Raw genomic sequence first — 19,772 nt, forward strand, 5'->3', positions numbered from 1 at the left:
TCGGCAAGCAGCGCTGGCGCGGCGTCATCCCCGCCTTGGCGCACGCGTCCCAGCCGTTCTTCGCGGAGGCGATGGCGGCGCCACGGGGCGATCCCCAGCGCCACGGCGGCCAGCAGCACGATGGCCGGCACCAGCCACGCAGCCTGCGCGCCTTGTTCCACGGGCTCTGCGGGCTGCGCCTGGGCGGAAGGGCTGTCACTGGCAGGCAGGCTAGGGTTGCTGCGCTCGGTGGGGACATCCGGTGCCGTGCTTTCCTGCGGGGCCGCTGTGAGCGTTGGTTCCGGCGCGTAGCTCGGGGCATAGCCACGCCCAGGTGTGGGTTCGAAGGGAATCCAGCCCAGCCCGTTCAGATACAGTTCTGGCCATGCGTGGAACTGCTTTCCGCTGACGGTGTAGCCGGTGAGCTCGGTACCTTCTGCCAGACGGCGTTCCGGCGTGCTCTGGGCTGTGTCCCCGGTGATTTCGAGGGTTTCCCCGTTGGCTTCGCCCGGTGCGTACCCCACGGCAATACGCGATGGGATGCCGGCTTCACGGGCCAGCAGGGCCATGGCCGAGGCGAAGTGCACGCAGTACCCCTGGCGCCGGGTCAGGAACGCTTCAACGACGCGGCGATTGGCCCCGTCGTAGCCTTCGCGCAGGGGAGTGCGTTCGGAATACACGAAATTCCCGGAACGGAAGAAATGCTGCAAGGCCACAGCGGCATCGATGTCATTGGCCGGCTTCCCCTCGTCGCCGAAGGCCTCGTCGAGGGTTTGCTGCAACAGCGGTTCCAGGGTGTTGTCCGGATCTTGCGGAAGACGCAGGTATTCACCGGCCAGCTGGTCCCCGACATCAATTCCGAAGTGCCCGATATTGCGGACCATTTGCGTGCTGATGTCCAGATCCGAGTAGGCCACTGAAATGTCGTTGGTGGCTGCCATGGCGTCGCCAGTGAGCCTGGCCACCGAAGTTTCGTGGGTCCAGTTCCAGTCTCCGACGATGCCCTGCACGAAATAGGACTGATTGGGCAGGGGGAGCACGGGGCTGCTGATGCCTTCGGGCCAACTCATGCGCAGTACTTCGCTGGTGCTGTTGAACGTGCTGAAATTCCGTGTCACCGCTGACGTGCCATCAAGGGTGTGCTGCATCAGGCCCTCAGTTGGTTCCCAGCGGTCCGTGGAAAGATCCTTGATCACTTGCGTGCGCAGGTAGGGTGCTTCCTCAGCGGTGGTGTAATAGTCCAGGATGGGAGCTCCGCTGTTAGAGCGGAGGTCTCTTCCGAGGTTGATCAGCGGATCGACATTGCTGGCCAGCAGGTCGCCGGATGGCCGTTGCCCCTCGGGGAACATGCCGCTGCGGAAACCCGGCATCCAGAAGCTGGCTGCCAAGAGCACACCGACACAGGTCATCGCGCTGATGCCGAGAATGCCTAGCGACCTGGGCGTGGGAAGCTTCGGCTGAGAGTGCTTGGACGATGCAGGGGCGAAAAGATAGGGAATCAGCGCTATGTAGCCGAGAACTCCCAGCACCAGCAGCGAGAGATAGCCGATTCCCGCACCTTCCTGCTTGAACAGCGAGGCAATGACAGGTGCCAGGGACAAGGGCATGATGATCAGCATGGCGGTGCGCCGGAAGCTGGCCAGCAGCTCGACGAGCAGGCTGATGGCCAGGGTGAAGCACAAGATGCTGAACGCCACATAACGGGAATTGGCTACCGGAGGAACCTGCGTAGCGAATTGCATGCCCGCTTCAGCCAGCGCAGACCAGACCCATTGGGCGAACGGCACCCCATAGATGTTGATTTCGCTGGCAGGGCTGAGCGCGATGGATGCCACGGCGATACCAGCGGCGGCCGGGAGGGCGGCCCAGCGCACGCCGCGGACTGCGCGCAGCAGCCCGGCGCACAGGTGCACGGCGAAGATCGGTGCGACGATGGCCGGGAACCAGCCGGAACCTTCGATGACCCCGGACAGCGAGGCGGTCCCGGCCAAGACTGCGACTGCAAGGCAGCAGGCAGCGGCCACCCGCAGCAGCAAGAGCCGCATCGCGGCCGCAGGACCGGGGCGCGGAACGTGATTTTCGGGCTCCAGGGATTGACCGGGAGCCACAGCAAGGCCAGCGCTCATCATCCCCACATCTCGTCTATTGCCATATTGCCGGGAAGGATATGCACCTTCCAGCTGGTGCGTGCCAGTTCATGCTGGATCGCCAGATAGCGTTCAGGGTGGCTGACCAGCAGGAAAATTTCAACATGGCGTACGGTGCGTGAGAGCGTCGCCAGCCAGGCTGCCTGCGGGTCATCGAGTTCTCCGAGGATCATGATGACCGGTTCTTCGCGGAATCCCAGCAGCTCCTTGTGCAGGGTGCTGCCCAGGATCTCGGGACCGTTGGCTTCAACGCTGCCGTTGTCCAAGGACAGCTCCGTGGTCGCGGCATGGAAATCCTCGAAACTGTTCAGTGCGCCAAGCTCGGAGATGCTATGCAGGTCCCGTTGGGCCAAGGAGGTCCCGGCGAGGTTGCGGAAGGCGAGCTGGTAGCCGCTGGTGGCGTATCTCAGGCCGATGCTGCTGGCCAAGGACAACGCGTTTTCAAAGCGGCGGCTGCTGGTCAGCGCTTCAGCGTGAGCCTGCGGCAGGGAGATCCGCAGATCCGATCCGCTGTGGTTCCAATGCTCGAAGGAGGTATCCAAGACCAGGAGTGCTTGGGCGGTTGCCACATGGTTCTCCTGGCGGACCATGAGCTTGGCGTGGCGGGCGCTGGCCTTCCAATGCACCTGGCGGATGGAGTCGCCCTGCTGGTAGTCGCGGGTCGCGACATCGTAGTAATCGGCGGTGGTGCTCCGGGAGAACTTCGCATCGCCGGTGAGCGTTCGCTCTCCGAGCGAGGCGAAACGATCCAGCTCATGCAATTGCGCGCGCACCGGAACCTGCAATGACTCACCGGCGCGCACCATGCCCTGGATCAGCCCCAGCGGGTCAACGACGATCTGCTGGGCTGGGCCCATGAGATGGATCCCGCGGGTGCGGAACACCAATTCGTACTCTATGGATCCCGGAGCTTGGAGCCGTGGGCCGGGACCGAAATCTTCGGGCAATCGCTCTTGGATGGTGGACCGCTCAGCACAGGACAAGCGGAACTTGCTGACCTCGCCGACTGTGGGAACCTCCGAGAGCAGCTCGCGGTGGATATTGGTGCGTCCGCGCAGGCGCATGGCCAAACCCCAGCTGGCCAAAGCCAAGGCCAGAAGGCCCAGGCCCAAGGCCATCATTTCGTGCCGGCCTAGCAGATAGGCCAGGAAGAGCAGAAGCCCGCCTGCCCCGGCGGTGCACCAGCCGCGCACCGTGAACAGGTCAAGATGCCAGCGGCGCAATGCAGTATCCGCGCTTTCGGTGCGCGTCCAGGACAGCGCGTCGCGCGAATCATAGCGGGGGATCTTCTCCATGGTTGCGGCGCTAGTTCACCGGGGTGCTGGCAACCAGCTCCTGGATTACCGCACTGGCACCCAACCCGTCCGCCACCGCTCGCCGGGTCAGGATCAACCGGTGGTTCAGCACCATCTCGGCGACGCTGCGGACGTCTTCCGGCAAGACATGGTCGCGCCCATGGATCGCTGCGTGGGCCTTGGCAGCGCGAACCCACTGGATCAGCGCGCGGGGCGAAGCGCCGAGCGCTATCTGCGGATGCTCGCGGGTGGCTCGGCCCAGGTCCACCACGTAGGCACCCAGCCGTTCGGTGACCGTTACCGCTTTCACCTGCTCGATCATGTGCCTCAGATCCGCTAGCTGCACCACTGCCTGCAGCGCTTCCAAGGGGTCGAATTCATGCCGGCCGGTCAGTATGGTGATTTCGGCGTCGCGTTGCGGGTAGCCCAGTGACAGCCGTGCCATGAATCGGTCGCGCTGCGCCTCGGGCAAAGCGAAAGTGCCTTCGGACTCCACCGGGTTCTGCGTGGCCACGACCATGAATGGCTGCTCCAGCCGATGGGTGATCGAATCGACGGTGACTTGCTGCTCTTCCATGCATTCGAGCAGTGCCGACTGGGTTTTGGCGTTCGCGCGGTTGATTTCATCGGCGATGACGATATTGGCGAAGACCGGCCCGGGATGGAAAGTGAATTCGTGGGTCTGCGGGGAGTACACCGAGACGCCGGTGACATCGCTGGGCAAGAGATCCGGGGTGAACTGGATGCGGTGCACCGAACCGTTGACACTGCGGGCCAATGACTTGGCCAGCATGGTTTTGCCGACACCGGGAACGTCTTCCAGCAACAGGTGGCCCTGTGCCAGCAGGACCGTCAACGCGCTGGTCACAGCCTCGGGCTTTCCGGTGATGACGCTTTGGACAGCGTCGAAAATGCGCTGGCAATTGGACTGGAATGCCGAATCGAGCGACGGCACTGTTCGGTTAGCACTCATGCGCAGTTCCTCCTGGAGAATGAACCAGGGACAAGATCCACCGTCCCGGGATGCATTCAATTGGGTCTTGCATCACATCATATGGGGTTCTTTTATCCAGTAACAGAGCCTAACTGCCGCGGGATGAGCGCCTGATTGTTGCCAATGCGCCTAGTGGTGCCACAATTAACCACAGATTCCATCCCAGTACCCACGCGCAAAGGATTATCGTGTCCAAGAAGAAGCACACTGATCCCACCTTGGTTCCCGAGGCCTACCGCCCCGCGGAGCAAGCTACAGCAGCAGGCCAGGGGGAGCGGGCGCGCGCCACGGGCAACGAAAATGGCGGAAGCCAGCGCAACCTGCACTACCCGCCAGCGCCCGAGCCGCTGCCGGTGCCCGTGGTCGATAACCATACGCATCTGGATTTCCTGGATGGAACCGTGAAGGTCGAGGCTGCCGATGCGCTGGCCGCGGCGGCCTCCGTTGGTGTCAAGGGGCTGATCCAAGTCGGCTGCGACGTGGAATCATCCGAGTACGCGGTCGAAGTCGCCAACCAGTACCCGAATATCCTGGCCGCGGTGGCCATCCACCCCAACGATGCCGCGCGCCTGGCCGAGCGCGGAGAGCTGGAAGCGGCAATTGCCCGGATCGAGGAGCTCGCCGCGGATTCGCGGGTACGTGCCATTGGCGAAACCGGGTTGGACTACTTCCGCACCGGCGAAGACGGACGGGGCGCCCAGGAGCATTCCTTCCGCGAGCACCTGCGCATTGCGGTGGAGCAGGGCAAGGCGCTGCAGATCCATGACCGTGATGCCCACGAGGACGTGGTGCGGGTGCTCAAGGATGCGCCATTGCCTGGGAAAGTGGTCTTCCATTGCTTCTCGGGTGATGCCCGGCTGGCCCGCGTCTGCAACGACAACGGCTGGTACATGTCGTTCTCCGGAACCGTGACGTTCAAGAATTCCCACGATCTCCGCGAGGCTTTGTCGCTGGCGAATCCGCAATTGCTGCTCGTGGAAACCGATGCGCCGTTCTTGACCCCGCACCCCTTCCGTGGCCGCCCGAACGCCAGTTACATGATTCCCTACACGACTAGGTTCTTGGCGGAAAACAAGGGAATCGAGCTGGCAGAATTCTGCACCCTGATCGATGCGAATACCCGGGAAGTGTACGGAGAATTCTAGACCCGCCGGTTGTGTGTCTCGTTACAGGACACTTGCCACAAATATAACAATTCGGTTACGGTGGATGAGATGTCCGGTACCGCCCCTGCCCGTTTTCGGCAAGGCGTGTTCGGGACAGCCTGATCCTCAACGCTTTGCAGCAGGTGGAAACACGGCGAAATTTTGATTGAAGGACAGGCAGCGAACACTGCCGGGCCCACCGATGATTCTGGACGGAATCGGCGGAAGCGGGCCTACAAACGATGGGGATCTCATTACCGTGACTCACTTGCTCAAGAAGACCTGGGTGAAATACCTGGCGCAGGCGCTCGCCGTAGCCGTGGTTATCGCCGGCGCCGTTTTCTACATTTCCGGACAGAAGTCGGTTGTCATGTCGGTTGACGGACAGCGCCAGGAAATCACCACCCGTGCCGCCACCGTCGGCGCACTGCTGGAACAGCAGGATGTCACCTTGGCTGAGCGCGATGAGATCTCCGCAGCACTGGATTCCGAACTTGTCGACCAGCAGCTGGTTGACATCAAGCGCAACAAGTCGATTGAAGTCACCGTGGATGGCACCGAGCGTGTAGTGCACACCACCGGCATGACCGTTGCCGACGTTGTCGAGCAGCTCGACCTGGAAAAGGGTTCCGAGGTATCCCTGGACGAGGACATGCAGTTGGCCGCCTTGAGCGATGACCTGGAAGTCATCACGCCCAAGGAAATGACCCTGGTCGTCAAGGACAAGAAGAAGAAGGTCGCAACGACCGCTTCGACCGTCAAGGAACTGCTTGCCGAGGAAAAGATCGAGGTCGACGGCAACGACGAGATCAACGTCAAGATCAAGGACGAAACCGACAAGAACGTCAAGGACAGCGTCAAGCTGGAAGCCGGCATTACCGTCGAGGTCATCGACGTCACCGTGAAGACCTGGGACGAAACCCGCGACATCGACTTCGAGACCAAGAAGATCAAGGACAGCTCGCTGGACAAGGGCGACACCGAGGTCAAGACCGAAGGCAAGAAGGGCGAGCGCCAGCTGACCCTGCGCCAGGAAACCCGCAACGGCAAGAAGGGTGAGGAAGAAGTCCTCAAGTCCAAGGTCACCAAGAAGCCAGTGGCCGAGGAAATCCGCGTGGGCACCAAGGAAGAGAAGAAGGAATCCTCCTCCTCCAAGAACACGCCAACCCCGGGCGGCATCTCCGCAACCTGGGCAGCACTGGCCAAATGCGAATCCGGTGGCAACTGGTCGATCAACACCGGCAACGGCTACTACGGCGGTCTGCAGTTCTCCGCTTCCTCATGGCGTGCAGTCGGCGGCACCCAGTACGCACCGCTGCCGCACCAGGCAACCCCGCAGGAGCAGATCGCCGCGGCTGAGGTACTGCGTCGTTCCGGTGGCTGGGGCCACTGGCCAGCATGCTCGGCCAAGCTGGGCCTGCGCTAAAGACATAAGCCAAGCAGCAACGCGACGCGTCCACCATCACGGTGGACGCGTCGCGTTGTTATGTTTGGATGAATCTAGCTGAACTAGAATTGGATCCGTGATGTCTAAGGAATCTTTGCCGCTGCTTGGGGCCACCGAAATCCGTCGTCTGGCCGAAGAGCTGGGAATCCGCCCTACCAAGACGCTGGGGCAGAACTTTGTGATTGATGGGAACACCATCCGCCGCATCGTCGCCGCCGCCAAAGTCGACCCCTCGGAAACGGTGCTGGAAGTAGGCCCGGGCCTGGGCTCCCTGACCCTGGGCATCATGGACGCCGCCGCCAAGGTCGTGGCCGTGGAAATTGATCCGCCATTGGCCAAGCGCCTCCCGCAGACCATGGCCGAATTCCGCCCGGGCCGCGAAGACGACCTGACCGTGATCCTTTCCGACGCCATGAAGGTCACCGAACTTCCCGGCGAACCCACCTCGCTGGTCGCCAACCTGCCCTACAACGTCGCCGTCCCGGTGGTGCTGCACCTGCTGGAGCACTTCCCGTCCATCCGCAACGGCCTGGTCATGGTGCAAGACGAAGTGGCCGACCGGATGGCCGCCACCCCAGGCAGCAAGATCTACGGCGTACCTTCGGTGAAGGGCGCCTGGTACGGAACCATGCGCAAGGCCGGCGTGATCGGCATGAACGTCTTCTGGCCAGCTCCGAAGATCCATTCTGGCCTGGTGGGCTTCACCCGCGACAAGGACCGCAGCGATGCCCCGGACCGCGAAGAAGTCTTCGCCATCATCGATGCGGCTTTCGCCCAGCGCCGCAAGACCTTGCGCGCGGCCCTGTCCGGCTGGGCCGGATCCGGTGCGCGCGCAGAACAGATCCTGGTGGCCGCCGGCATCGATCCGAAGGAACGCGGCGAGAAACTGGACATCGAGCAATACATCGACATTGCCAGGGCCGCCCAGGATGTTCCGGCTGAAGCTCCGGCGAGCGAGGCCTAGGCATGTCCAAGCAGCGCGTCATTGCAACCGCACCGGGCAAGATCAACTGCTACTTCAAGGTCGGCCCTCCGCGCGAAGACGGCTACCACGAGGTGGCCAGCCTCTACGTCGCGGTGTCCTTGACCGAGCAGATCGAAGCGAGGCTGCGCACCGACGGTGAGCTGCAGCTGAGCCTGGAACCGAATTCCCCGGTAGTTTCCGAACCGGAGAATTTCCCACTGGGCGCCGGTAACCTGGTGCACCGGGCGGCCCAGCTGCTGCGCGAGCACACCGGTTGCAGCCTCGGCGCGGACCTGCACATCACCAAGCGCGTTCCCATCGCCGGCGGCATGGGCGGCGGCTCCGCCGACGCCGCGGCCACCTTGGTGGCCTGCAACGAATTGTGGAGCACCGGGCTGGACCGCGAGGAACTCGGCCGCCTGGGCGCACGGCTCGGTGCCGACGTGCCTTTCGCCTTGATGGGCGGGGCCGCCATTGGACTGGGCATCGGCGACAAGCTGGCCCCGTTGCTGACCCGCGCCAAGACCCACTGGGTGCTGATTCCGGCCAGCTATGGCCTGTCGACTCCGCGCGTCTATGGCATGCTCGATCGCTTGCGCGCGGGCATGGAAATCGAAGTTCCGCAGGAAATCGATCCTGCGGTGATCGAGGCGCTGATGGCCTCGGACGCGCCAGCCTTGGCCCGGGTACTGGCCAATGACCTGACCCAGGCTTCCCTGGCTTTGGCCCCGGAGCTGGGCACCATGCGCGATATGGCAGAAGGAGCCGGCGCGCTGCGCGCCATGGTATCCGGCTCAGGCCCGACCTTGGCATTGCTGGTCAAGGACGCCAAGCATGCTGATGAGGTCATGGCCCAGCTGGGCGACGAGGTGGGTGTGGCTACCATCCCGGTGACCGCACCAGCACCTGGAGCACACATCACCCTCGCAGAATAATCCTCCGAAGAATCCCTGTCTGGCCTTGAGCCGGGCAGGGATTTCTTTCATCATTTGCTCCCGACCCCTTGTTGCGGCTTCGGCATGGCCCTAGGCTGAATCCCAAAGCAAATATTGAAGACTATTCATTTATGACTCTGGGGCGGAACACAACATGCTCAACGGACGCGTCTCGCACTGGTGGGAAGAGATCGGACTGCCAGAGCCACGCCAGCAGCTGCGCGGCCATGGCAGCGCAGACGTGGCCATCATAGGTGCCGGATTCACCGGCCTGTGGACCGCCTACTACCTGGCCAAGGCCAACCCGGAGCTGAGCATCACGATCCTCGAAGCCCGGCACGCAGGCTACGGCGCCTCGGGACGCAACGGGGGATGGCTCACCAACACCATCACCGCCGGCCGCGAACGCTACCTGAAATCCCATGGAAGGCAGGCGGTCAACGACTTCCAGCTGGCAATGAACCGTACCGTTGCCGAGGTCATCGAGGTGTGTGCCGCCGAAGGGATTGACGCAGATATCCTGCAAGGCGGAGAACTTGAAGTCGCGTACACCCCGGCCCAGGAGAGACGGCTGCGTGCCGACGATGTGGCAGCTGCGCAATGGCAGCACTCGGACACCGAGCTGCTGGAAGCCGACGCGGTGCGCCGCAAGGTCAACGTTGCCAACGCCCGGGCAGGGGTGTGGCATCCGCATGCCGCCCGGATCCACCCGGCCAAACTGGTCCGCGGTCTCGCCGTCGCGGTGGAGCGGCTCGGCGTCAGGATCCATGAAAACACCCGAGTCACCGCGTTGCGCCCGCACCGCGTCGAATTCGACGGCGGCGCGCTGGACGCCGAATACATTGTCCGTGCCACCGAAGGGTTCACCGCCGGGCTGGCCGGACACAAGCGCTTATGGCTCCCGATGAATTCTTCGCTGATCGCCACCGAACCGCTGGCGCCGTCCGTGTGGGATGAGCTGGGATGGAATCACGGCGAGGTGCTGGGCGACTACGCCCACGTGTACATGTATGCCCAGCGCACCGCGGATGATCGCATCACCATTGGTGGTCGGGGCGTCCCATACAAGTACGGTTCGCGCACGGATACCGACGGCGTGACGCCGCACAGCACCGTCCAGGGATTGCAGGAAATCCTGCACCGCATGTTCCCGCAGACCCGTGGCGCAAGAATCGACCACGTATGGTCCGGGGTGCTTGGCGTGCCTCGCGATTGGGCGGCTACCGTGGGACTGGACCCGGCGACCGGTATTGGCTGGGCCGGTGGCTACGTCGGCACCGGGGTCAGCACGACGAATCTTGCCGGACGCACCCTGCGCGACTTGATCCTCGGGGAAACCACTGAATTGACCAGCCTGCCGTGGGTCAACCACCAGGTGCGCAAGTGGGAGCCGGAACCGTTGCGCTGGCTGGCAACCAAGGGCCTGTATGCGGCCTATGGCGCGGCAGATCGAAGCGAGTTGAAGGGGCGTGCCAGCTCGTCTCCACTGGCAGTACTGGCCGACAAGATCACCGGGAAGCCTTGAGGGCTTGGCCTTGCAAGGCCTAGGCTGTGGCCATGGAAACGGCAAAGCGCGGAAGCTTGTGGGCCGGCGGCCAGGACTACCTGCTGCGCGAAGCGAAAGCAGCGGATCTCGATCAGATCATTGCCTTGATGGCAGACGATGACATTCGCCGAGCGGAGCATCAGGGCGCCGAGGAGGATATGGAACAGTATCTCCACGCGTTCAACCAAATTAATGCGGACCCGGCGCATTCGCTGATGGTGGTGGAAGCCCAGGACGGAACACTGGTCGGCACGATGCAGCTGACCCTCTTGCCGGGACTGGCACGCAGGGGAGCGACGCGGATGCAGATCGAAGCAGTGCGCGTGTCCTCCGCGTTGCGCGGCAGGGGACTGGGAACTGCAATGATCCGCTGGGCTATTTCCGAAGCAGAGAACAACAATGTCCAGCTGGTCCAATTGACCAGCGATGCGCAGCGCACCGATGCGCACCGATTCTACGAGGCGCTGGGCTTCACCGCGTCGCATGTGGGATTCAAGATGAGGCTGGCTATAGCCCCTTGATCGTGTAGATCCGCTGCAAGCCGGAGGTGGCCTGGCCCCACTTGCTAGCCGCGGCCCGCTGCTGGTGGGCTTCAAAGGCGCCACTGTCTTCGAATTCCTCGTGGACCATCCACACCCAGGGATCTTCGGTTGGCGTGACAGAGAACGAGATGCACCCGGGCTCGGCCTTGGTCAGGCGGATATGCTTCGGCAACAATTTCTTCACTACCTCAGCTTCGGCCGCATCCTTGCACAGCAGCCGGCCCTCCAAGATCACGGTTCCCATGCCAGCAAGTTTGCCACGATCGGTGGCAGACTGGGAGAAAAATTACCGGAGAAGCTGGAGGGCCCGGAAACGAAAAGTTTCCGGGCCCTCCAGCTCGATCGCAGTGCGCAGAAGCTATCCGAGCAGCTCGGACAGTTCCAGCCAGCGCTCTTCCAGCTCATCGATCTGCGACTGGTAGTCGTTGATCTCGGCAGTGAACTTGGCCAGGCCCTCGTAGTCGCTCTGGTCATGATCGGCCATCTTGGCATGGACCTTGGCGATCTTTTCCTCCAGCTGGCCTACCTTGCGTTCATTGGCGTTCAATTCCTTCTGCGCGGCACGCAGCTCGGCCCCCGTTGGGCCGGCAGGCTTGCCGGCAGTCTGCGATGAAGCCTGGGTAGGATTCGATCCGCCCGTCGATCCCTGGGCGGCCCGCAGCTTCAGGTACTCGTCCACACCGCCAGGCACGTGGCGGAAGGTGCCATTCAGGATGGCGTACTGCTGGTCGGTGACGCGTTCGAGCAGGTAGCGGTCGTGGGAGACCACGATCAGCGTGCCCGGCCAGGAGTCCAGCAGATCTTCCAGTGCGGCCAGCATGTCGGTATCGACGTCGTTGGTCGGCTCATCGAGGATCATCACGTTCGGTTCGCCCATGAGGATCATCAGCAGCTGCAGGCGGCGGCGCTGGCCACCGGAGAGCTCGCGGACCTTGGTGGACAGGTGCGCGGAGGAGAATCCGAGGCGTTCCAGCAGCTGCGCCGGGGTCAGGTCCTTGCCGTCCACATTGAAGGTGGTCTTGAAGCGTCCGAGGACCTCGCGGACCAGGTCCTCGCCGATCTGCTCCAGCTCGCGGAACTGCTGGTCAAGCACCGCCAGCTTGACCGTCTGGCCGCGCTTGATCTTGCCGCCGGTGGGCGCCACGGTGCCGGCAATCAGGCCAAGCAGGGTGGACTTGCCGGCGCCATTGGCCCCCAGCAGGCCGGTGCGCTCGCCGGGCCCGATGCGCCAGGTGAAGGGCTTGAGCACCTGCTTGTCCCCGAAGGAGACCTCGGTGTCCAGCAGGTCGATGACGTCCTTGCCCAGCCGGCTGGTGGCCATCTGCTTGAGTTCCAGCGGGTTGCGCACCGGCGGAACGTCCGCGATCAGCTGGTTGGCCGCCTCGATGCGGAACTTCGGCTTGGAGGTGCGGGCCGGTGCGCCGCGGCGCAGCCAGGCCAGCTCCTTCTTCATCATGTTCTGCCGCTTGGATTCGGTGACCGCGGCGATGCGGTCGCGTTCCACACGCTGCAGCACGTAGGCGGCGTAGCCGCCCTCGAACGGCTCGACCAGGCGGTCGTGCACTTCCCAGGTGGTGGTGCAGACCGCGTCGAGGAACCAGCGGTCGTGGGTGACGACCATCAGGCCGCCGGAGTTCTTGGACCAGCGGTTGTTGATGTGCTCGGCGAGCCAGGAGATGCCCTCGACGTCCAAATGGTTGGTCGGCTCGTCCAGGATGATGACATCCCAGTCCTGAACCAGCAGCGCGGCCAGGGCCACGCGGCGGCGCTGGCCGCCGGAAAGGGTGCCGACCTTCGCTTCCCAGTCCAGGTCTGCGACCAGCCCGGAGATGATGTCGCGGATCCGGGCCTGGCCGGCCCATTCGTGGTCGTCCATTTCGCCCACCACGCTGAAGTGCACGGTTGCTTCGGGATCCAGGGTGTCGGACTGGTCCAGCACGCCCACGCGCAGTCCGTTGCGCTTGGTCACCCGCCCGGAGTTGGGCTCGATCCTGTTGGAGAGCATGCCGAGCAGCGAGGACTTGCCTTCGCCGTTGCGACCCACCAAGCCGATGCGGTCGCCGTCGGAGATGCCGATGGTCACCGAGTCGAAAACGACATGGGTGGGATATTCCAGATGCAGGGCTTCGCCCCCGAGTAAATGAGCCACGATTCCCATTTTACGTTCCGAGGGCAAATCGAGGTCATTGCAGGCTGGCCCGGGCTGTTTAAAGCAGAGAACAAAAGTGAGTTTAGCTACGGTGTTTTGCGATTTCGCACAACGGGCCGATCATGGCAGAATAATTAGCGTGCTTGTCGGGCATGCCCTGCGCAAGCGATTTTCCGCCCTGGTGTAATGGCAACACGCCAGCCTTTGGAGCTGTGCATTCTAGGTTCGAATCCTAGGGGCGGAACCATTGATCAGGCGCCACAGATGTGGCGCCGTTATTTTTTAATCAGTTCAGCGCATCCCGGCGCTCGCGATAGACTTGCTCTGAGGTTTTACTTCTCTGCCCAAAACCTTGAAACCAATTTGCAGGAGAATGCACTTGAGTGATCAGGTCAATGCACCAGTAGCTGTCATCGTCCTCGCCGCTGGCGCCGGTACCCGCATGAAATCGGCGAAGCCGAAGATCATGCATGAAATTGCAGGTCGGTCCATGATTGGCCACGCACTTCACGCGGCATCGGCATTGCAGCCGCAGAACTTGGTAGCAGTTGTCCGCCACCAGCGCGATCTGGTCGCAGAGCACATCCTGACGCAGTTCCCTTCCATCACCATTGCCGACCAGGATGAGATCCCGGGCACCGGCCGCGCCGTGCAGCAGGGTTTGGAAGTTGTCGACCCGTCGCTTGAGGGTACCGTTGTAGTGACCTACGGCGATGTGCCGTTGCTCACCAGCGAGGTGCTCCAGGAACTGGTGGCCACCCATGAGTCGAACGGCAACTCGGTGACCGTGCTGACCACCGAATTGGATGACCCTTCCGGCTACGGCCGCATCCTGCGCGACGCCAACGGGGACGTCTCCGGCATCCGCGAACAGAAGGACGCCTCGCCGGAGGAATTGGCAGTCAAGGAAATCAACTCCGGCATCTACGCATTCGATGCCCAGATGCTGCGTTCGGCACTGACCGAGGTCACCACCGACAACGCACAGGGCGAGATGTACCTGACCGACGTTCTCGCCATCGCCCGTGAACGCGGCGGCCGCGTCGCTTCCTCGCAGATCGCCGACCGCTGGCAGATCGAGGGCGCCAACGACCGCGTGCAGGTGTCCAACCTGGCCCGCATCTACAACCAGCGCAAGACCGAATTCTGGATGCGCCAGGGCGTGACCATCGTCGATCCTGCGACCACCTGGATCGACGCCGACGTCATGATCGGCCAGGACGCCACGATCAAACCGGGAACCCAGCTGCACGGCGAGACCGTCATCGGCGCCAACGCCACCGTTGGCCCGGACACCACCTTGACCAACGTGGTGGTTGGCCAGCGCGCTACCGTCAAGCGCACCGACGCCACCGACTCGCGCATCGCTGACGGCGCTTCGGTTGGCCCGTTCGCCTACCTGCGCCCGGGCACCGACCTCGGTGCAGATGGCAAGATCGGCGCTTTCTACGAAACCAAGAATGTCACGATTGGCCGTGGCTCCAAGCTCTCGCACCTCGGCTACGCCGGAGATGCTGAAATCGGTGAATTCACCAACATCGGCTGCGGCAATATCACCGCAAACTACGATGGCGAGAAGAAGCACCGCACCAAGATCGGTTCGCATGTGCGCACCAGCTCCAACACCGTATTCGTCGCCCCGGTGGAAATCGGCGACGGCGCATACACCGGAGCCGGAGCCATCGTCCGCAAGAACGTCCCGGCCGGTGCCTTGGCACTGTCTGTGGCACCGCAGCGCAACTCCGAGGGATGGACGCTGGAAAAGCGCCCAGGCACCCCTTCGGCTGACGCAGCATTCAAGTCCTCGCTGAACTCCTCGGCTTCCGAGTAATCCAGCTACGGACTACATTTCCTCGACAACAACCTCATACGTGATAGCGAAGCGAGCGAGAAAGCAAACCCCATGAGTGAAATCCGCCATAACGTCGACAAAGAGCTGGTGCTGGCCACCGGTCGCGCGCACCCGGAACTTGCCGCAGAAGTAGCCAAGGAACTCGACACCGATCTGCTGCCTTTGAACGCCTACGACTTCGCCAACGGCGAGATCTACGTGCGTTCGGATGAGTCGGTGCGCGGCAAGGACGTGTTCCTGCTGCAGTCCTACCCAGCACCGTTGAACAACTGGCTGATGGAACAGCTGATCATGATCGACTCGATGAAGCGTGCTTCGGCTCGCCGCATCACCGTTGTGGCGCCGTTCTACCCGTACGCCCGCCAGGACAAGAAGGGCCGCGGCCGCGAGCCGATCTCGGCCCGCCTGGTTGCCGACTTGTTCAAGACCGCCGGCGCCGACCGCGTGATCTCCTGCGACCTGCACACCGCGCAGATCCAGGGCTTCTTCGACGGTCCGGTGGACCACCTGTTCGGCTTCCCGCTGCTGGCCGACTACATCAAGTCCAAGGTAGATGTCAGCGAAGTGACCGTGGTGTCCCCGGACACCGGACGCGTGCGCGTGGCCGAGCAGTGGGCTGAGCGCCTGGGTGGCGCTCCGCTGGCCTTCGTGCACAAGTCCCGCGATCTGACCGTGCCGAACCAGGCCGAGTCCAAGACCGTGGTGGGCCAGGTCGAGGGCCGCACCGCGATCCTGATCGATGACATGATCGACACCGGCGGAACCATCGCCGGCGCCGTGCGCGTGCTGAAGGAAGCCGGTGCCAAGGATGTCATCATCGCCGCGACCCACGCCGTGTTCTCGGATCCGGCCGCGCAGCGCCTGGCCGAGTGCGGTGCCAAGGAAGTTGTTGTCACCAACACCCTGCCGATCCCGGAAGAGAAGCGCTTCGAGAACCTGACCGTGCTCTCGATCGCACCAACGATCGCCCGCGCGATCTCCGAGGTGTTCCACGACGGTTCGGTTACGAACCTGTTTGACGGCCGCGCCTAGCAGCCCTCGTTTCGCAAGCCCTCGGCCGGTACCCCTGCGGGTGCCGGCCGAAGGCAGTTAAAGCAGCTGTTCATGGTCGTGTCGTCGGACAGCGTTGCCTGCAGCGACTTCTCGATCAGTTCGCGCAGGATTGCCTGGTCCACCGAGGCAAGCCGGGTCAGATACAGGCAGGCTTTGCTGCTCCGGTGCTTGCCGAGCTTCTCCAGCAGCTCCGGCCAGCGTTCGGCAAATCCGCTGGCCAGATAGATGGTGTGGTGGCTCGGGCCGGGAGCAAAGGCCAGCAGCGGCGCGATGCCGCCGTGCCCTGACTCGTAGCGGTACTCGTACTGGCCGAAGCCGAGGATACGCCCGGCCCAGACTACCGGTTCGTCACCGGAAATTTCCTTGAACAGCGCCAGCAGCTCATCGGCTTCGGCACGCCGGGGACCGGTGGCCCGGTCCAGTACCGGTGCAATCGGAAGATCGGAAGGGGACATTGCTGGCTGCTTGCTGGCCATGGAATTCCTTCCTGCAGCGTTCGTCGGCTGCAGCGGCTTGCGGGACTTGCCTCAACGCTACCCGCCAGCGCAAGGGCCCGCTGTGTTCTGGGTGACAGATTTTCGTCCAGGGGCGTGGGACTGCTAGAATTATTGACTGTGCCCAGGCGAGGGAAACACCAGCGATGGTGGGACCGTTATCGACAAGGCCGGAAAAGCTCTTTCATCTCTTAGATGTTGGTTGCTTCCCGAGTCCACGCAAGGGCCTGAATGAAGCAACCATTTCCTAAGGAGAATTATCATGGCATCTGTCAACCTTGACGCCGTTGTACGCACCGATTTCGGCAAGGGCGCTGCCCGCCAGGCTCGCCGCGACGGCCAGATCCCGGCTGTAGTCTACGGCGCAGGCTCCGAGCCGCAGCACGTCCTGCTGCCAGGCCGCGAAACTACCCTGGCCGTTCGCGACCGCGGTGTTGAGCTGGTTCTGAACATCGAAGGCAAGACAGTCAAGACCACCATCAAGGACATCCAGATCCACGCGCTGAACCGCACCGTTGATCACCTGGACCTGATCATCGCTGCCTAATTCCAGCGACCTAGGTTTCAGCTGAGCATCATGAGTGATGGAACTTGGCTCGTAGCCGGACTCGGGAACCCCGGGTCCGGCTACGCTGGCAATAGACACAATATCGGGCAGATGGTGCTCGACGAGCTGGCCAATCGCGTCGGCTCGAAATTCAAGACCCACTCTTCGCGTTCCCAAGTGGTCGAGGGACGCATGGGGGTTGGCGGTCCGCGCATCGTGCTGGCCAAGCCCATGGTGTACATGAACCTTTCGGGCGGGCCGGTAGCCAATGCAGCGAAGTTCTTCGGAATCGGAGTGGACCGCTTGATCGTCGTGCATGACGAGATCGATATTCCGTTCGACACCATCAAGCTCAAGCGCGGTGGCGGCGAAGGCGGGCATAACGGATTGCGCGATATCTCAAAGGCCATGGGCTCCAAGGATTATCTGCGCGTGCGCGCAGGCGTTGGACGTCCGCCGGGCCGCATGGATACCGCCAAATGGGTTTTGCAGGACTTCTCAAAGACCGAGAAGGCGGATCTTCCGTTCCTGATCGACAATTGCGCTGACGCAGTTCAATTGCTGATGACCTCGGGACTGGAAGCCGCCCAGGCAAAATTCCATATCAGCTGATCGCTGCCCCTGGCGGGAGCGGTGAAGCGGGGGACCGCTGCGGACTGGACCAGTTCGCAGCGGTCCTCCTCTCGTTAAAAATTAGGAATGCCATGTAGCGAGGCGTTCCTTACTAAGGCCTGACTTAGATGTGCTTCGAGGCCCAGAATGGAATAATTACCCAATGTACCCCTTGCCTAATAGGTCGCCGACTTCTCTGATGCCGCGTCCTGCCAGGCATCCAAGACAATTATTCGGAGGACCACGTGCACACGATGACCGGTCAGCCAGAAGCACTTGAAGCGTTGACAGCTGGAGAAGTTGAGCGCATCAAGGCCGACTTTGAAATTCTGGAGCACCAAGTCAACGGCGTTGACGTGGTGTACCTGGACTCCGGCGCCACCAGCCAGAAGCCGCGCTGCGTCTACGAAGCCGAGCAGCACTACTACGAGAACGCCAATGCCGCGGTGCACCGCGGTGCGCATTCCCTGGCAGTTGAAGCGACCGAAATCTATGAGCAGGCACGCGAGACGGTGGCCGAGTTCATCGGTGCACGCACCAACGAACTGGTCTGGACCGCGAACGCCACCGAAGCGCTGAACCTGATCAGCTACTCGATGTCCAATGCCTCCCTGGGCCGCGGGGGAGAAGCTGCAGCCCGCTTCCGTCTGGGTCCGGGCGATGAAATCCTCACCACCGAACTGGAACACCACGCGAACCTGATCCCATGGCAGGAACTGGCCTTCCGAACCGGTGCCACCTTGCGCTACGTGCCCATCACCGAAGACGGAGCGCTGCGCTACGACCTGCTCGATGAACTGGTCACCGAACGCACCAAGCTGGTGGCCTTCACCCACGTGTCCAACGTGCTGGGAACCATCACCGATACCCAGAAATTCGTTGATGCCGCGCGCAAGGTCGGCGCCTTGACGGTGTTGGACGGATGCCAGTCCGTGCCCCATCTGCCGGTCGACGTGAAGGCCCTGGACGTGGACTTCATGGCCTTCTCGGGCCACAAGATGCTCGGCCCAACCGGCATTGGCGCACTCTACGGACGCGAAGAACTGCTCAACGCCATGCCGCCATTCCTGACCGGTGGTTCTATGATCACCGTGGTGGACATGGAGCATGCGGAGTACATGCCATCGCCGCAGCGCTTCGAAGCCGGTACCCAGCGCATTGCCCAGACCCACGGTCTGGCCACCGCAGTTGCCTACCTGGACGAAATCGGCATGGGCCGGGTCGCCGCCTGGGAAGAGCACCTCGGAGCGATGCTTTACGAGGGCATCTCGAAGATCGACGGCGTGCGCGTCTTCGGCCCGGCCGACGCCCAGCGCATCGGCACTGTCCCGTTTGAAGTGATCGGCGTGCACCCGCACGATGTGGGCCAGTACCTGGATTCGCGCGGCATCGCGGTACGCGTGGGCCACCACTGCGCGCAGCCGCTGCACCGCGCCCTGGGCGTGAATTCCACGACCCGCGCCAGCACCTACCTGTACAACACGGAGGCAGACATCAAGGCACTGCTTGAGGCCTTGGGCTCCGTGCGCGAATACTTTGGAGTCTAAATGAACGAATTGGATCAGCTTTACCAGCAGGTCATCCTGGACCACTCGAAGCGCCGGATCGGTTCGCCGCTGGTTGAGCTCACCGAAGGGCTGCTGCACGGCGAATCGCATCAGCACAACCCGATCTGCGGCGACCAGATCCGGGTCCGCGTCGAGCTGGATGACCAGGACCATTTCACCTCGATGAGCTGGGAAGGAGATGGCTGCTCCATCTCCATGGCCTCCGCTTCGGTGCTGGCAGAGATGCTGCCGGAACTGACCAAGGAAGAATTCCTTGGGAAGCGGGACTATTTCCGCGAGATGATGCGCTCCAAGGGAAACTTCGAGCCTGATGAGGACGTGCTGGAAGACGCCGCCGCCTTTGTCGGCGTCTCCAAGTTCCCCGCACGCGTCAAGTGCGCCATGCTCGCTTGGGTGGCCGCCGAGGTCGCCATGCACGAGGCGCACAAGTAGTAGGAAAACGAAATAGCTCGGGCGTCGGCTTTCACTTGTGAAAGCCGACGCCCGAGCTATTTCTTCAGCAT

Annotated in this window: 17 protein-coding genes, 1 tRNA gene and 1 pseudogene; 13 read left to right on the plus strand and 6 right to left on the minus strand. The window is 62.7% G+C overall.

Annotated elements, in window-relative coordinates; translation table 11 throughout:
- From ANI01nite_RS15835 to ANI01nite_RS15845, 3 genes are all read right to left on the minus strand, one after another.
- The coding region (locus ANI01nite_RS15835; protein ID WP_170214673.1) for a transglutaminase TgpA family protein at window positions 1–2,105 on the minus strand (2,105 nt) is incomplete at its 3' end.
- Window positions 2,105–3,421: a DUF58 domain-containing protein gene (locus ANI01nite_RS15840; protein ID WP_141359157.1), complete on the minus strand. Its 1,317-nt coding sequence runs from the start codon at window positions 3,419–3,421 to the stop codon at window positions 2,105–2,107. The genes ANI01nite_RS15840 and ANI01nite_RS15835, both read right to left, overlap by 1 nt.
- 10 nt (window positions 3,422–3,431) lie before the next feature.
- Window positions 3,432–4,394 (minus strand): AAA family ATPase, encoded by a 963-nt coding sequence (locus tag ANI01nite_RS15845; RefSeq protein WP_141359159.1) that lies wholly within the window; start codon window positions 4,392–4,394, stop codon window positions 3,432–3,434.
- Between the two features lie 209 nt (window positions 4,395–4,603).
- Here ANI01nite_RS15845 and ANI01nite_RS15850 point away from each other — a divergent pair, with 209 nt between their 5' ends.
- From ANI01nite_RS15850 to ANI01nite_RS15875, 6 genes are all read left to right on the plus strand, one after another.
- A complete protein-coding gene (locus ANI01nite_RS15850) occupies window positions 4,604–5,560 on the plus strand; it encodes a TatD family hydrolase (RefSeq protein ID WP_141359161.1) in 957 nt (318 codons plus the stop codon).
- Between the two features lie 259 nt (window positions 5,561–5,819).
- Entirely contained in the window at window positions 5,820–6,986 is a 1,167-nt protein-coding gene (locus tag ANI01nite_RS17115) for a resuscitation-promoting factor (RefSeq protein ID WP_038990154.1), read from the plus strand.
- A 100-nt stretch (window positions 6,987–7,086) separates the two neighbouring features.
- Window positions 7,087–7,971, plus strand: coding sequence for a 16S rRNA (adenine(1518)-N(6)/adenine(1519)-N(6))-dimethyltransferase RsmA (rsmA, locus tag ANI01nite_RS15860; RefSeq protein WP_038989867.1), 885 nt, complete (start codon window positions 7,087–7,089; stop codon window positions 7,969–7,971).
- A gap of 2 nt (window positions 7,972–7,973) precedes the next feature.
- Entirely contained in the window at window positions 7,974–8,906 is a 933-nt protein-coding gene (locus ANI01nite_RS15865; protein ID WP_141359163.1) for a 4-(cytidine 5'-diphospho)-2-C-methyl-D-erythritol kinase, read from the plus strand.
- A 154-nt stretch (window positions 8,907–9,060) separates the two neighbouring features.
- Window positions 9,061–10,431 (plus strand): NAD(P)/FAD-dependent oxidoreductase, encoded by a 1,371-nt coding sequence (locus ANI01nite_RS15870; RefSeq protein WP_141359165.1) that lies wholly within the window; start codon window positions 9,061–9,063, stop codon window positions 10,429–10,431.
- Between the two features lie 32 nt (window positions 10,432–10,463).
- Window positions 10,464–10,973: a GNAT family N-acetyltransferase gene (locus ANI01nite_RS15875; RefSeq protein ID WP_121866345.1), complete on the plus strand. Its 510-nt coding sequence runs from the start codon at window positions 10,464–10,466 to the stop codon at window positions 10,971–10,973.
- Here the strand turns inward: ANI01nite_RS15875 and ANI01nite_RS15880 are convergent.
- Window positions 10,960–11,238: a putative quinol monooxygenase gene (locus ANI01nite_RS15880; RefSeq protein ID WP_141359167.1), complete on the minus strand. Its 279-nt coding sequence runs from the start codon at window positions 11,236–11,238 to the stop codon at window positions 10,960–10,962. The two genes, ANI01nite_RS15875 and ANI01nite_RS15880, sit on opposite strands and share 14 nt — an antisense overlap.
- A gap of 114 nt (window positions 11,239–11,352) precedes the next feature.
- Window positions 11,353–13,143, minus strand: a complete 1,791-nt coding sequence (locus ANI01nite_RS15885; RefSeq protein ID WP_141359169.1) for an ABC-F family ATP-binding cassette domain-containing protein — start codon at window positions 13,141–13,143, stop codon at window positions 11,353–11,355.
- A gap of 172 nt (window positions 13,144–13,315) precedes the next feature.
- Here ANI01nite_RS15885 and ANI01nite_RS15890 point away from each other — a divergent pair.
- From ANI01nite_RS15890 to ANI01nite_RS15900, 3 genes are all read left to right on the plus strand, one after another.
- Window positions 13,316–13,390, plus strand: a tRNA-Gln gene (locus tag ANI01nite_RS15890).
- A 132-nt stretch (window positions 13,391–13,522) separates the two neighbouring features.
- Window positions 13,523–14,974, plus strand: coding sequence for a bifunctional UDP-N-acetylglucosamine diphosphorylase/glucosamine-1-phosphate N-acetyltransferase GlmU (gene glmU, locus ANI01nite_RS15895; protein ID WP_369826769.1), 1,452 nt, complete (start codon window positions 13,523–13,525; stop codon window positions 14,972–14,974).
- Window positions 14,975–15,046: 72 nt separating this feature from the next.
- Window positions 15,047–16,027 carry a ribose-phosphate diphosphokinase gene (locus ANI01nite_RS15900; protein WP_141359170.1) on the plus strand — a complete coding sequence of 327 codons (981 nt, stop codon included), beginning with the start codon at window positions 15,047–15,049 and terminating at the stop codon, window positions 16,025–16,027.
- On the opposite strand, the gene ANI01nite_RS15905 is transcribed toward ANI01nite_RS15900, so the two are convergent.
- On the minus strand, window positions 16,024–16,524 hold the full coding sequence (locus tag ANI01nite_RS15905; RefSeq protein WP_141359172.1) for a DUF1801 domain-containing protein: 501 nt from the start codon (window positions 16,522–16,524) through the stop codon (window positions 16,024–16,026). The two genes, ANI01nite_RS15900 and ANI01nite_RS15905, sit on opposite strands and share 4 nt — an antisense overlap.
- A 280-nt stretch (window positions 16,525–16,804) precedes the next feature.
- Here ANI01nite_RS15905 and ANI01nite_RS15910 point away from each other — a divergent pair.
- From ANI01nite_RS15910 to sufU, 4 genes and pseudogenes are all read left to right on the plus strand, one after another.
- Window positions 16,805–17,077 (plus strand): annotated as a pseudogene (locus ANI01nite_RS15910) (50S ribosomal protein L25); the annotation flags it as partial.
- 42 nt (window positions 17,078–17,119) lie between these two features.
- Entirely contained in the window at window positions 17,120–17,701 is a 582-nt protein-coding gene (pth, locus tag ANI01nite_RS15915; protein WP_141359174.1) for an aminoacyl-tRNA hydrolase, read from the plus strand.
- Window positions 17,702–17,955: 254 nt separating this feature from the next.
- Window positions 17,956–19,248, plus strand: coding sequence for a SufS family cysteine desulfurase (locus tag ANI01nite_RS15920; protein ID WP_141359176.1), 1,293 nt, complete (start codon window positions 17,956–17,958; stop codon window positions 19,246–19,248).
- On the plus strand, window positions 19,249–19,701 hold the full coding sequence (gene sufU / locus ANI01nite_RS15925; protein ID WP_141359178.1) for a Fe-S cluster assembly sulfur transfer protein SufU: 453 nt from the start codon (window positions 19,249–19,251) through the stop codon (window positions 19,699–19,701).
- Window positions 19,702–19,772 lie beyond the last annotated feature (71 nt).

This window comes from Glutamicibacter nicotianae, assembly GCF_006539525.1.
In the GTDB taxonomy this organism is placed as follows: domain Bacteria; phylum Actinomycetota; class Actinomycetes; order Actinomycetales; family Micrococcaceae; genus Glutamicibacter; species Glutamicibacter nicotianae.

Excerpts from the sequence above, each read along its gene's own strand:
- ANI01nite_RS15875 (WP_121866345.1), top strand. The coding sequence starts at position 10,464 with ATGGAAACGGCAAAGCGCGGAAGCTTGTGGGCCGGCGGCCAGGACTAC.
- ANI01nite_RS15905 (WP_141359172.1), bottom strand. The coding sequence starts at position 16,524 with ATGGCCAGCAAGCAGCCAGCAATGTCCCCTTCCGATCTTCCGATTGCA.
- ANI01nite_RS15880 (WP_141359167.1), bottom strand. The coding sequence starts at position 11,238 with ATGGGAACCGTGATCTTGGAGGGCCGGCTGCTGTGCAAGGATGCGGCC.
- ANI01nite_RS15870 (WP_141359165.1), top strand. The coding sequence starts at position 9,061 with ATGCTCAACGGACGCGTCTCGCACTGGTGGGAAGAGATCGGACTGCCA.
- ANI01nite_RS15840 (WP_141359157.1), bottom strand. The coding sequence starts at position 3,421 with ATGGAGAAGATCCCCCGCTATGATTCGCGCGACGCGCTGTCCTGGACG.
- ANI01nite_RS15845 (WP_141359159.1), bottom strand. The coding sequence starts at position 4,394 with ATGAGTGCTAACCGAACAGTGCCGTCGCTCGATTCGGCATTCCAGTCC.
- pth (WP_141359174.1), top strand. The coding sequence starts at position 17,120 with ATGAGTGATGGAACTTGGCTCGTAGCCGGACTCGGGAACCCCGGGTCC.
- ANI01nite_RS15900 (WP_141359170.1), top strand. The coding sequence starts at position 15,047 with ATGAGTGAAATCCGCCATAACGTCGACAAAGAGCTGGTGCTGGCCACC.
- ANI01nite_RS15865 (WP_141359163.1), top strand. The coding sequence starts at position 7,974 with ATGTCCAAGCAGCGCGTCATTGCAACCGCACCGGGCAAGATCAACTGC.
- sufU (WP_141359178.1), top strand. The coding sequence starts at position 19,249 with ATGAACGAATTGGATCAGCTTTACCAGCAGGTCATCCTGGACCACTCG.
- rsmA (WP_038989867.1), top strand. The coding sequence starts at position 7,087 with ATGTCTAAGGAATCTTTGCCGCTGCTTGGGGCCACCGAAATCCGTCGT.
- ANI01nite_RS15920 (WP_141359176.1), top strand. The coding sequence starts at position 17,956 with ATGACCGGTCAGCCAGAAGCACTTGAAGCGTTGACAGCTGGAGAAGTT.